General features: G+C 66.1%; 11 protein-coding genes. 7 read left to right on the forward strand and 4 right to left on the reverse strand.

Translation table 11 applies throughout. The features are described 5' to 3' along the window. Positions 1-52: 52 nt before the first annotated feature. Positions 53-361, forward strand: coding sequence for an MTH1187 family thiamine-binding protein (locus BLP96_RS09050; RefSeq protein ID WP_089685322.1), 309 nt, complete (start codon positions 53-55; stop codon positions 359-361). A 114-nt stretch (positions 362-475) separates the two neighbouring features. Continuing rightward, the gene (locus BLP96_RS09055) at positions 476-1,936 is read left to right on the forward strand and encodes a sodium-dependent transporter (RefSeq protein WP_089685324.1); all 1,461 of its coding nucleotides are present in this window, start codon (positions 476-478) and stop codon (positions 1,934-1,936) included. 70 nt (positions 1,937-2,006) lie between these two features. On the opposite strand, the gene BLP96_RS09060 is transcribed toward BLP96_RS09055, so the two are convergent. From BLP96_RS09060 to BLP96_RS09075, 4 genes are read right to left on the reverse strand one after another with little or no spacing between them, the layout of a single operon-like run. After that, on the reverse strand, positions 2,007-3,092 hold the full coding sequence (locus BLP96_RS09060) for an ABC transporter substrate-binding protein (RefSeq protein WP_176761497.1): 1,086 nt from the start codon (positions 3,090-3,092) through the stop codon (positions 2,007-2,009). Further along, positions 3,089-4,462: a sensor histidine kinase gene (locus tag BLP96_RS09065; RefSeq protein WP_089685326.1), complete on the reverse strand. Its 1,374-nt coding sequence runs from the start codon at positions 4,460-4,462 to the stop codon at positions 3,089-3,091. Before BLP96_RS09065 ends, BLP96_RS09060 begins: the two co-directional genes overlap by 4 nt. Next, a complete protein-coding gene (locus tag BLP96_RS09070) occupies positions 4,459-5,121 on the reverse strand; it encodes a response regulator transcription factor (protein ID WP_089685327.1) in 663 nt (220 codons plus the stop codon). The genes BLP96_RS09065 and BLP96_RS09070 overlap by 4 nt, the downstream gene beginning before the upstream one ends. After that, a complete protein-coding gene (locus BLP96_RS09075) occupies positions 5,118-5,735 on the reverse strand; it encodes a helix-turn-helix domain-containing protein (protein ID WP_089685329.1) in 618 nt (205 codons plus the stop codon). Before BLP96_RS09075 ends, BLP96_RS09070 begins: the two co-directional genes overlap by 4 nt. A 196-nt stretch (positions 5,736-5,931) precedes the next feature. Between BLP96_RS09075 and BLP96_RS09080 the strand changes: the two genes are divergently transcribed. The 5 genes from BLP96_RS09080 (at position 5,932) to urtB (ending at position 12,313) form a co-directional block, all read left to right on the forward strand. Next, positions 5,932-6,918, forward strand: a complete 987-nt coding sequence (locus tag BLP96_RS09080) for a Bug family tripartite tricarboxylate transporter substrate binding protein (RefSeq protein WP_089685332.1) — start codon at positions 5,932-5,934, stop codon at positions 6,916-6,918. Continuing rightward, positions 6,918-7,370 (forward strand): tripartite tricarboxylate transporter TctB family protein, encoded by a 453-nt coding sequence (locus BLP96_RS09085; RefSeq protein WP_089685334.1) that lies wholly within the window; start codon positions 6,918-6,920, stop codon positions 7,368-7,370. The genes BLP96_RS09080 and BLP96_RS09085 overlap by 1 nt, the downstream gene beginning before the upstream one ends. Continuing rightward, positions 7,370-8,896, forward strand: a complete 1,527-nt coding sequence (locus tag BLP96_RS09090; protein WP_089685336.1) for a tripartite tricarboxylate transporter permease — start codon at positions 7,370-7,372, stop codon at positions 8,894-8,896. The genes BLP96_RS09085 and BLP96_RS09090 overlap by 1 nt, the downstream gene beginning before the upstream one ends. Before the next feature lie 342 nt (positions 8,897-9,238). After that, positions 9,239-10,576: an urea ABC transporter substrate-binding protein gene (urtA, locus tag BLP96_RS09095; protein ID WP_089685337.1), complete on the forward strand. Its 1,338-nt coding sequence runs from the start codon at positions 9,239-9,241 to the stop codon at positions 10,574-10,576. Positions 10,577-10,738: 162 nt separating this feature from the next. Next, positions 10,739-12,313, forward strand: coding sequence for an urea ABC transporter permease subunit UrtB (gene urtB, locus BLP96_RS09100; protein ID WP_089685545.1), 1,575 nt, complete (start codon positions 10,739-10,741; stop codon positions 12,311-12,313). Position 12,314 lies beyond the last annotated feature (1 nt).

Here is a 12,314-nt window from a genome sequence, read left to right on the forward strand (position 1 = left end):
CAGGGATGATGCGGCCAAGTCGAGAGCAGTGTCCAACCGAGAGGGTTAAAGCATGCACGTCATCATCGATCTCTGCGTGGTGCCGCTGGGCATCGGCGTCTCGGTCTCCAAGGAGATCGCCGCCTGCCAGCGGGTGATCGAGGCGTCCGGTCTCGAGCACCGGATGCACGCCTACGGCACCAACATCGAAGGGCCCTGGGACGACGTCATGGCGGTGGTCAAGCGTTGCCATGAAGTCGTGCACGAGATGGGCGCACCGCGCATCACCACCACGATCAAGCTGGGTACGCGCACCGACCGCGAGCAGTCCATGGACGACAAGGTGGAAAGCGTCGAAGCGAAGCTGCGCGACTCGCAGTGAATGCCGGGCATATCGTGCTGCTGCCATTCGACGGAGAAATCCGGCACACTACGCACTCTTTTGTGGTCGGATCGCACGTCTTTTGGCTATCCAACAGCATTTTCACGGTGATACATGATGACTCCCCATTCCCCGCGCACCCAGTGGCTCGGCCGCTGGGGCTTCGTGCTGGCGGCCACCGGCTCCGCCGTCGGCCTGGGCAACATCTGGAAGTTTCCCTACATGACGGGCGAGCACGGCGGTGGCGCCTTCGTGCTGGTCTACCTGGCCTGCATCCTGATGGTGGGGGTGCCGGTGATGATGACCGAGATCGCCCTGGGACGTCGCGGGCGTGGCAGCCCCATCGACGCAGTGCGCCGGGTGACCATCGAGTCGGGGCGTAGCGGCATCTGGTCGCTGCTGGGCTGGATGGCGATGCTGTGCGGCTTTTTGATCCTGTCGTTCTACGTGGTGGTGGCCGGCTGGTCCTTCGCTTATCTATGGAAAGCGCTCAGTGGGGGGTTGGTCGGCGCCGGCGTCGACGACATGGCGGCGATCTTCGCCGCCAACAACGAGAACCCGCTGAATCTGGGTTTCTGGAGCACCCTGGTGACGCTGGCCACCATGCTGATCGTCGGCAAGGGGGTGCAGGCTGGCATCGAGAGAAGCGTCAGTTGGATGATGCCGGGTATGGTGGTCATGCTGGCGATCCTGATCGGTTACGGGGCGTTCTCCGGCGGTTTCGTCGAGGCGCTGCGCTTCCTGTTCGTGTTCGATGCCGGCAGCCTCTCCAGCGAGGGCATGCTGGCGGCGCTGGGCCACGCCTTCTTCACCTTGTCGCTCGCCTCGGGGGCGATCCTCACCTATGGCAGTTATCTGCCGGCGCGGGCCTCCATCGCGCGGACCACGCTGATGGTCGCCGTGGCCGACACCCTGGTGGCGCTGATGGCGGGGTTGGCCATCTTTCCGGTGATCTTCGCCAACGGCATGAGCCCCGAGGGGGGGCCGGGGTTGCTCTTCATGAGCCTGCCGCTGGCCTTTCAGGCGATGCCGCTGGGCTTTCTCTTCGCGATCCTGTTCTTCGCCATGCTCTCCATGGCAGCGCTCACTTCCTCGATCTCTATGGTCGAGGCCACCGTCTCCTGGCTCGTCGACAACAAGGGCTTCTCGCGGCCTGCCGCGGCCTGGGGAACCGGTGTGGTGCTGTGGCTGGTCAGCAGCTTGGCGATGCTCTCGTTCAACGTCGGCGCCGACTGGACGCTGGCCGGGCGCCACTTCTTCGACTGGCTCGACTACCTCACCTCGCGCTGGATGATGCCGCTCGGCGGCCTGGGCATGGTGCTGCTGGCCGGTTTCGTGCTCAACGCCGAGAATCTTCGCGGGGAGCTGGGGCTCTCGCCGCGCTGGCATGCCCTGTGGCTGTTCATGGTGCGTTACGTGAGCCCGCTCGGGATCCTGGTGATCTTCGTCGATGCGCTGGGCATGGCGCGCATCGATTTCGCGGTGCAGTGGCCGGGGCTGGCGTCACTGTTGGTGGCGGTCGTCGTGGTCGGCGAGTGGGCCAGCCCCGGTTTGCGTCGCGCCTTGGCTGGCTGATTTCTCCATGTCCGGCAGCTTCGCCCTTGTCGATGCGCGGGGCGAGGCGTTTCCCGTTGCGAGATGCGGTTCAGCGAAACGCCGGTCCTTCGCGGTCGAACTCACGCTGCCAGCGTGTGAGCAGTGCCTCTCGCTTGAGGTCGTCCAGGGTGGCGAGCAGGCCCGGGCCGAGAGCGATGGGACGCAGGGCGTCGCCCAGCTTTTCGCGCAGGGCGGCGGCTGTGCCGGGTCCCTCTAGGTCGGGATGCACTGCGCCCAGTTGGGTGCGCTCGGCGATGGTGCGCTGACCGGTCTCGCCGAGAAGATAGTCGAGAAACAGCCGGGCCGCTTCGGGGTGGGGCGCCTGGCGGGGAATGAATGCCAGCCGTTGTACGACCAGCGCATAATCTTCGGGCACCACAATGGTCAGCTCGGGGTGGTCGGCGACCGCATCGCGCACGTAGCTGCCCAGCAGATTGTAGCCCACCAGGTAGCGTCCCGATGCGAGCCCTTCGAGCATTTCGCCGGTGGTCTCGGCGAGCGCCGTGCGCGCCTGGCCCAGCACGGCCACGAGATCCCAGTAGCGCGGCGAAAGGCGCGATTCCTCGATGGCGTAGGTGTAGCCCGCTCCGCTGCGCTGTGGGTCGTAGGTGACCACGCGGCCGGCCAGGGCGCGTGGATGGTCGGCGAGGCGCTCGAGCAGGTCGCCATGGCTTTCGAGCTCGCCGAAGCGTTCGGTGAAGTCACGGTGTACCACCATGACGATGGGTTCGAAGGTGAAGGCGAAGAGCTCGTGCCGCCAGCGCGCCCAGGCTGGCCAGGCGTGGGCGATGTCGCTGTCGAGCGGCTGGGCGTGGCCGTCGTTGGCCAGGCGATACTGCCAGGGCATGGCCGAAGATAGCACCACGTCGGCGGCATCCGGTGCGTCGAGGAAGCGCTGGTGAAGCTCGAGTGTGGTCAGGTTGCGATAGGTGATGTCGAGATGTGGGTGCCGACGGTGGAAATCCTCCAGCAGCGGTCGCGCCTGGTGCAAATCCAGGGCTGCACCGATGACCAGCGGGGTCTGCCCCGTCCCGGACTCGGCGTGCAGGTGCAGCGTTTCCTCACCGCTGGCAGCGAGACTCCACAAGGCCAGCAACAGAGCGCTCGTCAGGCGTTTCAGGGCCGTTGGCATCATGGGTCCTCCCGGGGAAAGGTCAGCGATACGATCAGCCCCCGCCCGCCGGTGCCTTCGCCGAGCCGCAGCCGGGCACCATGGGTGCGTGCGATGCCGTCGACGATGGCCAGGCCCAGGCCTGAACCTTCGCCGTCGTCCTGGCCGCGATGGAACGGACGTAGCACCAGCAGGTGGCGCGATTCGGGGATGCCCGGTCCATCGTCCTCGACCTCCAGTGCGGGCGGCTGGGCCCGGGCCCGAACGGTGATGCGTCGGGCGCCGTAGCGCCGCGCGTTGTCGATCAGGTTGCCGAGGGCTTCGTCGAGTTGCCACGTCACGCCGCGGATCGTCGCCGGCGAGCCGGGGTCTTCCACGCCCAGGTCGATGCCGTCGCGGTGGCAGTGCGCCCAATGGTCGCGTACCGCCTGACGGGCCACGGCAGCGAGGTCGAGTTCGTCGAATTCCGGGGCGTACTCGGGATTGTCGAGGCGTGTCAATGACAGCAGCTGCATGGCGAGCCGCGCGGTTCGTGCGCTGGTGGCCTGCATGGCGACGAGCGCGTCACGCCAGCGTTGCGGATCGTCGTGGCGTAGCGCCAACTCGGCATGGGCCGAGAGCCCGGCCAGTGGCGTGCGCAGTTGATGGGAGGCATCGCCGATGAAGCGCTCCTGGTTGGCGCGCACCCGACGCATGCGTGCCAGGAGGTCGTTGAGCGTCTCGCGCAGTTCGGCGAGCTCGCGGGGCAGGGGCAGTTCCAGAGGGGCCAGCGTGCGTGGGTCACGCGCCCGGATGGCACGCCGCAGCCGCGTGAGCGGTGCCAGGGCGGCGCGAATGGCCAGCAGCAGCACCGTCACGGTCAGGGCGGCCATGACCAGGATGTAGGCGAGATTGCCGCGCAGCAGCTCGCGGGCGAGGGCATCGCGACCTTCACGGCTGTGTGCCACGCGAACCTCGTAAGGTTCGCTTTGCCGCCAGTCCTCCAACTGCGAGCGCCGTACGCCCTGACGCAGGGCCAGGCCTTGCCACTCCAGGTTGCGAAAGAACAGGGTGTCGCCACTCTCGCGGCTGCTGCGCGAGTCGCCAGGCAATTCGGCATTGCCGGTGATGAAACGTCCTTCGCGGTCCACCAGACTGTAGAAGACCCGTTCTTCGGCGTCGGTGGCGAGCATTTCCAGGGCGGCGGGGGGCAGGTCCAGCCATAGCCGGTCATCCTGCCACTGCACCTGTTCGGCAATGGCCAGGCTGGCGGCTTCGAGCAGTCGGTCGAAGGCGCGGTCGGCGGTACGCCGCGCCTCCAGCCAGGCCTGTACCACCATCAGGCCGGCCAGGATCAGCGCGGGCAGCAGCAGCCAGGTTAGCAGCCGGCGGTAGAGGCTGTCGCCGTGCTTCACACGCCCTCCAGCAGGTAGCCGAGACCGCGCACCGTGCGCAGCGCCACGGCGCTGTCGGCCAGACGTTTGCGCAGGCGGTGCACGTAGACCTCGATGGCGTTGTCGCCCATGGGCTCGCCTTGAAAGGCTTCCTCGGCGAGGCGTGCCTTGTCCACCGGCTCGCCGGCATGGCGCATCAAGCAGGCCAGCAAGCGCTGCTCGCGGGGCGGCAGGGCGAGGGCGTTGCCGTCGAGGGTGAAGCGCTGGGCCAGGCCGTCGAAGGCCAGCGGGCCGACCTGCAGCGTCTGACCGCGGCCGCGACGGCGCAGCAGGGCGCGCACCCGGGCTTCCAGTTCGTCCAGGGCGAAAGGCTTGGCCAGGTAGTCGTCGGCGCCCAGATCGAGACCGCGCACGCGGTCTTCCACGGCACCGCGGGCGGTGAGGATCAGCACCGGGGTGTCGCGGTCGTGGCTGCGCAGCGTCTCGAGAATCTCGAGGCCCCCGGCGCCGGGCAGGTTGAGGTCGAGCAGCACCAGGGCGTGGTCGTGATCGGGCATGGCCAGTCGGGTGCGTGCCGTGTCGCCGTCTGCCAGGTGGGTCACGGCGTAGCCGGCCAGTGCCAGAGCGTCGACCAGCGTTTCGGCGAGCAGCCGGTCGTCTTCCACCAGCAGCAGGTTCATGATGCGGTCTCCGCAGTCGGCGTCTCGGTCGGGCGAGCGGCCAGCGCCTGTTCGGCGGCGGCCAGCGCCACGCTGGCGCGCTCGGGGGAGAGACGACCGGCCGGGCCGGAGAGTGCCAGCCAGCGCAGCGGCTCGCCGGGAGACGAAGCGAGCCGCCGCACGATCATGGTGCCGCCGAGCAGTTCGGGGCAGGGGTTCTCTGCGTCACGCAGCCACCAGCGGCTGCCTGGGTGGAGGTCGTGGCGCAGGGCCGTGTCGGGCAGGGCGGCCAGGCGGACCTCGACGCGGTTGCCTTGCGCCTCGAGCAGCGCGGCGGTTTCGCCGGTCTCGATGGTCAACTGCTTGAGCAGCGGCTGCACGCGGGCAGCGAGGTGACGACTGGGTGGGTGACGGCGCGCCAAGCGCAGTGGGGTGGGGCCAAGTTGCCAGCGGCCATCAGCGGAGCGCTGCACGTAGCCGAAGCGGGCGAGCGAGCCGAGCAGACGTAGCAGGGTGCTCTTGTAGAAACCGGTGGTCTGGGCGAGCTCGGCCAGGCTGAAGGCCTCCTGGGAGGAGTCGAAAGTTTCGAGCACCGTCAGTGCTCGCTCTACGGCTTCGACGCGGTCCTGTGCCATGGGTGTCGTGTCTCCGGTGGCTGGGGCGTTGAACTTTCGTCGCAATTCACGTGCGAAGCGTTGACGCCGCCCTGACGGGTGCCTAGCTTTCCATTCTGAAGAACGTTGTTCTGCCTTACAGAATTGTAAGCGAGTCGATAGCGTTCTGCAAGCCACTCAAGACACCAGTCACTGTCCGATCAGGAGGACAACAACAATGTCCACGAGAACGCCGCTCAAACTGTTCGCCATCGCCGCCTTTTCCGTCACCGCCGGCACGGCCGCGGGCTTCGAGCCGGAAGGCAAGGTGGAGTGCCTGGCGCCCGCCGATCCGGGTGGCGGCTGGGACTTCACCTGTCGCAGCGTGGGCAAGGTGATGGAGGATCTGGATATCGTTCCGCGCAGCGTGCAGACCATCAACATGGCCGGTGCCGGCGGCGGTGTGGCCTACGCTCACACCGTGAGCAAGCGTGCCGGGGACGAACAGCTGCTGGTAGCCGCTTCGACTGCCACCACCACCCGACTGGCGCAGGGCCAGTTCCAGGGCATGGATGCCGACATGGTCAACTGGATCGGGGCGCTCGGCGCCGACTATGGCGTCATCGCCGTGGCCGACGATTCCGAATACGAAGATCTGCCCGACCTCATGGCAGCGCTGGAAGAGGATCCGCGCAGCGTCAAGTTCGGCGGGGGAAGTGCCAAGGGTGGCTGGGATCACCTCAAGGTATTGATCGCCGCTGACGCCGCCGGTGTCGAGAACCTGCCGCGCATTCCCTATCTCTCCTACAACAACGGTGGCGAGGCCATGACCCAGGTGGTGGGGGGCCATGTGGATGCCTTCACCGGCGACATCTCGGAAGCGCAGGGTTTCATGGAGTCCGGCGATCTGCGCGTGCTCGCCGTGCTTTCCGAAGAGCGCCTGCCGGGTGAGTTCGACGACATTCCCACTGCCCGCGAGCAGGGCATCGATGCGCTGGGGCCCAACTGGCGCGGTTTCTACATGCCGGCGGACATCTCCGACGACGCCCGCGACTACTGGGTCGACGCCATGGACACCATCTACGCCAGCGATGAGTGGCAGCAGGTGATGACCAACAACGGCCTGATGCCGTTCCACATGAGCGCCGGTGAGTTCGAGACCTTCGTCAAGAACCAGATCGACGATATCGAAACTCTCTCCAAGGACATCGGGCTGATCCAGTGATGACCTTCAATGATCGCATCTTCGGGATACTGCTGCTCGTCCTGGCCGTTGCATACGGCTGGGGCGCCAGCCAGTTTCCGGAACCGTTCGGTGGGGCCGAGGCCATCGGCCCCGAAACCTTTCCCTACCTGCTGGCCGCGGTACTGGGACTCTCCAGCCTCTATCTGATCGTGCGTCCCGATCCCGATAATGCCTGGCCATGGAGTCGCACCGGCGTCGAGCTGCTCATCGCCATGGTGGTGCTGGTGTTCTATGCCGCGCTGCTCGAACCCCTGGGCTTCATCGTCAGCACCGCTCTCGCCGTCGGAACCTTGTGCTGGCGAATGGGAGCGGCTCCGCTCAGGGCCTTCGCCACCGGGGCGATATCCGGCGTGGTGGTGTTCCTGTTGTTCAGCTACGCCCTCGACCTGTCGTTGCCGTTGGGCCTGCTCTCGTTCCTGGAGGTGAGCTGATGGAAACCCTGGGCTTTCTGATCGACGGCTTCGGCGTTGCGCTGGCGCCACACAACCTGATGTTCGGCTTGATGGGGGCCTTTCTGGGCACTCTCATCGGCGCCTTGCCGGGGCTGGGCCCGGCCAACGGCGTGGCGATCCTGATCCCGCTCGCCTTCACCCTGGGGCTCGCCCCGGAAACCGCGCTGATCATGCTGACCGCGGTATATGCCGGCGCCATGTACGGAGGGCGGATCTCGTCGATCCTGCTCAACATTCCCGGCGACGAGCCGGCGATGATGACCTGCCTGGACGGCTACCCCATGGCGCAGCAGGGCAAGGCCGCCGAGGCGCTGGCGATTTCCGCCGTGGCCTCTTTCATGGGCAGCCTGATCGCCACCATCGGTCTGATCCTGCTGGCGCCGCTGCTGGCGGATTTCGCGCTCACCTTCGGCCCGGCCGAGTACTTCGCGCTCTTTCTGCTGGCCTTTGCCACCCTGGGCGGCATCACCGGCAAGAATCCCATGAAGACGGTGGTAGCGGCGTGCCTCGGCCTGATGATCTCCACCGTGGGCATCGACAACACCGGTGTGCAGCGTTTCACCTTCGGCGTGCTCGAGCTCTATGAGGGGGTCGACTTCATCCTCGCCATCGTGGGCCTCTTCGCCATCTCGGAACTGCTGTTCTTCATCGAGGAGAAGGCCGGCGGCGGCAAGGAGAAGATGAGCGTCAACAAGCTCGAGCTGAGCTGGGCCGACATTCGCGGCATCATGCCCTCGAGCATTCGCGGCGGCATTCTCGGTTTCATCGCCGGGGTGCTGCCCGGAGCCGGAGCGTCGCTGGGCAGTTTCATCGGCTATACCCTCGAGAAGAAGGTGGTCGGCAAGAAGGGCTACTTCGGCAAGGGCGACCCGCGCGGCGTGGCGGGCCCCGAAGCGGGCAACAACGGTGCCTCCAGTGGTGCCCTGGTGCCCATGCTGACGCTGGGCGTGCCGGGCAGCGGCACCACGGCGGTGCTGCTGGCGCTGCTCATCTCGCTCAACATCACGCCCGGCCCGTTGATGTTCACCCAGAACGCCGACATGGTGTGGGGAGTGATCGCAGCGCTGCTGATCGGCAACTTCCTGCTGCTGGTGCTCAACATTCCGCTGGTGGGCATCTTCGTCAAGCTGCTCTCGGTGCCGCCGATGTACCTGCTGCCGATCGTCACCATGATCGCCTTCGTGGGCATCTATTCGATCAGCAACACGACGTTCGATCTCTACTTCATGGTGGCCTTCGGCATTGCCGGTTACATCCTGCGCAAGCTGGAGATCCCGCTGGTGCCGATCATCCTCGGCCTGCTGTTGGGGCCGGAGATGGAGAAGAACCTGCGTCACGCCCTGGACATCGCCGACGGCGACTGGACCATCCTGTGGAACAGCGGCCTGGCCGTTGGTCTGTGGGTCTTTGCGGCACTGGGTCTGATCCTGCCCTATATCGTCGGTCCGATCCTGCGTCGACGCATGAGGGCGGCCGAGGCTGCTGCCGGCTCCGAGGGCGACTGAACCGCTCGAAATCCATTCATTCCGACCTTCCCGACGGGGCGTCGAACCATCGACGCCCCGTCGTCGTTCGTGGCCGCCTTGCCAGCCCGGTGCAACGACCGGCGGCGGTGCAGTGCGGTGGTGCGTGGAGGGCGGGGTTTCGCTGCCGTCCGCACCGCAGCGGTGCAGGACGTCGCTTTTTTCACCGACGGCGTTTTTTCAAGCCGATGAAATGTCGAGCGAAAGTCGTCCTCCGACGTGAGTGGCGCGGTCGTTGCAAACGGTTGAGTGCCGCTCGGTCCATGCGGGCGGCACCGCCACGTTACAACAAGCCCTCACTCGAGAGGGAGCAAGGAGGTCCAAGTGATCACTTCCCAACGCAAGACACACCCTTCTCTCTGGTTTGCCGCTTCCCTGCTGAGCCTCGGCGTCGCTTCTCCTGCGCTGGCACAGGAGGACGACCCGATCAAGGTCGGCGTTCTTCACTCCCTGTCCGGGACCATGGCAATCAGCGAAACGGTCTTGAAGGACACCGTGGAGATGCTGATCGAACAGCAGAATGCCGAGGGTGGTCTGCTGGGTCGTCAGTTGGAAGCGGTAGTGGTCGATCCGGCTTCCGACTGGCCGCTGTTCGCCGAGCGGGCCCGCGAGCTGCTGGCCCAGGAAGAGGTCGACGTCATCTTCGGCAACTGGACCTCGGTGTCGCGCAAGTCGGTGCTGCCGGTGGTTGAGGAGCTCAACGGCCTGCTCTTCTACCCGGTGCAGTACGAGGGCGAGGAGTCCTCCGAGAACGTCTTCTACACCGGTGCCGCTCCCAACCAGCAGTCGATCCCTGCGGTCAACTACCTCCACGACCAGGTGGGCGTGGAGCGCTGGGTGCTGGCCGGCACGGACTATGTGTTCCCGCGGACCACCAATCGCATTCTCTCCGCCTATCTACAGGATGAGTTCGGCGTGGCGGAAGAGGACATCATGGTCAACTACACGCCCTTCGGCCACTCGGACTGGCAGAACATCGTTTCCGACATTCGCCGCTTCGGCAGCGAAGGCAAGAAGACCGCGGTGGTTTCCACCATCAATGGCGATGCCAACGTGCCGTTCTACACCGAACTGGCCAACCAGGGCGTGGATGCCGCCGACATTCCGGTCGTCGCCTTCTCGGTGGGCGAACAGGAGCTCACGGGGATCGACACCGGCCCGCTGGTGGGTCACTTGGCTGCCTGGAATTACTTCATGAGCGTCGACACCGACGCCAACTACGATTTCATCGATGCCTGGATCGAGTACACCGATGACGAGATGGCGGTGACCAACGATCCCATGGAAGCCCATTACATCGGCTTCAACATGTGGGCCGAGGCGGCGCGCAAGGCGGGTACCACCGATGTCGATGCGGTCAAGGATGCCATCATCGGCGTGACGGTACCCAACCTGTCCGGTGGCTATGCGGCGATGATGCCCAATCACCACATCACCAAGCCGGTACTGATCGGCGAGATCCAGGACAACGGCCAGTTCGACATCGTCTGGCAGACCCCTTCCACGGTGGCCGGCGATGCCTGGTCGGACTACCTGCCCGGATCGCGCGACCTCATCGCCGATTGGCGCGCGCCGATGCGCTGCGGCAATTTCGACGTCACCGAAGGCTCCTGCGGTGGCAGTACAGCGGCCGAAGAAGCCGAAGCTGCCCTGGCCGAGTGACGCCTGCCTCCGCATCCCGCCAGGGATGCGGGGGAGCACGCCTTCCTGACGATTTCAGAGGAAAGCCCGATGAGGAATTTCCCCTTGCCATGGTCGACCACGGCCCAGGGCGGTGCCGTGCATGCCGATGAAGTCCGGATTCGTACGCCCTGGGTGCTGCTCATGGCCCTGGCCGTGTCGTTGCTCGGCCTTGCCCATGCGCCTTCGACCCTGGCTCAGGATGCCGAGGCCGTCGTGTTGCTCGAGGCGCTGGACGTGGACGATTACGCCGCCAAGGGCGAGGCCATCGACGCCATCGTGAGCAGCGACGACGAACGCGCCCGCGACTGGCTGCAGGCCTTGCTCGACGGGCGCCTGCAACGCACCGATGATGGCCGCTTCGTGGTGGTGCTCGACAACCGTGGCCGCGACTGGCCAGTGGAGAATGCCCTGACGGGCGAGGCGCTGGGCGAGATGTCGCGTCGCGAGCTGGAGCGCATCGGCATCAACAATGCATTGCGCAACCAGCTGCGCAGTGCATTGGCCGTGGTCGATCTCTATTCGCCGGATCTCGAGCGACGACGGGCCTCCGCCGAGCGTTTGCTGGGCGAAGTGGATGACGACCTGTCGGGGCCGTTGGCCGAGGTGATCGAGGAGGCCACTGACGACCGGGTGCGTGAGCGCCTTAGCCTGGCGTTGGCGATCCATCGCCTCGAGCAGGGCGAGCTGGAAGCCGTCGCCGAACTCGAGGGCAGCCTGCATCCGGAGGTGCGGGTCGCACTCAACCGGGCTGCCCAAGGCGATGACCCCGTGCTGGCGACCTCAGCCGGTGAGGCGTTGCGCGGCATCGAACAGACGCTCAAGCTCAACCGCGCGGCCGAAACCCTCTACTTCGGCCTCTCCATGGGCTCGGTGCTGGTGCTCGCCGCCATCGGCCTGGCCATTACCTTCGGGGTCATGGGCGTGATCAACATGGCCCACGGTGAGCTGATCATGCTGGGCGCCTATACCACCTGGGCGGTGCAGCAACTGCTGCCCGGCCAGCCCGGGCTGGCGTTGATCCTCTCGATTCCCGCCGGTTTCCTGGTGTCGGCGCTGGCCGGCGTGGCCATCGAGCGGGGGGTGATCCAGTTCCTCAAGGGGCGCCCACTCGAAACGCTGCTGGCCACCTTCGGCGTCAGCCTGATCCTTCAGCAACTGGTGCGCACGGTCATCTCGCCGCAGAACCGTACCGTGGTGACGCCGGAGTGGATGAGCGGTTCGCTGGCGGTCAACGATGCCCTGTCACTGACTCTCAATCGGATGGCCGTGCTCGGCTTCGCCCTGCTGGTGTTCGTCGGCCTGATGCTGGTGATGCGTCGCACGCGGCTCGGCCTGGAGGTGCGCGCCGTGACCCAGAACCGTGCCATGGCGCGCTCGATGGGCATTCGCGCCACCCGGGTGGATATCCTGACCTTCGCGCTGGGATCCGGGGTTGCGGGGCTTGCTGGCGTTGCGCTCTCTCAGCTCACCAACGTGGGGCCCAACCTCGGCCAGAACTACATCATCGACTCCTTCATGGTGGTGGTCTTCGGTGGCGTGGGGAACCTGTGGGGCACCCTGGTGGCGGGGCTGTCACTGGGGGTGATCAATCAGGTGCTCGAACCCTGGGCCGGCGCCGTGCTCGCCAAGATCATCGTGCTGGTCTTCATCATCCTGTTCATCCAGAAACGCCCCCGCGGACTCTTTCCGCAGAAGGGCCGCGCGGCGGAGGGCTGAT

Origin of the sequence: Billgrantia gudaonensis, assembly GCF_900100195.1 — a bacterium.
GTDB classification, from domain to species: Bacteria; Pseudomonadota; Gammaproteobacteria; order Pseudomonadales; family Halomonadaceae; genus Halomonas; species Halomonas gudaonensis.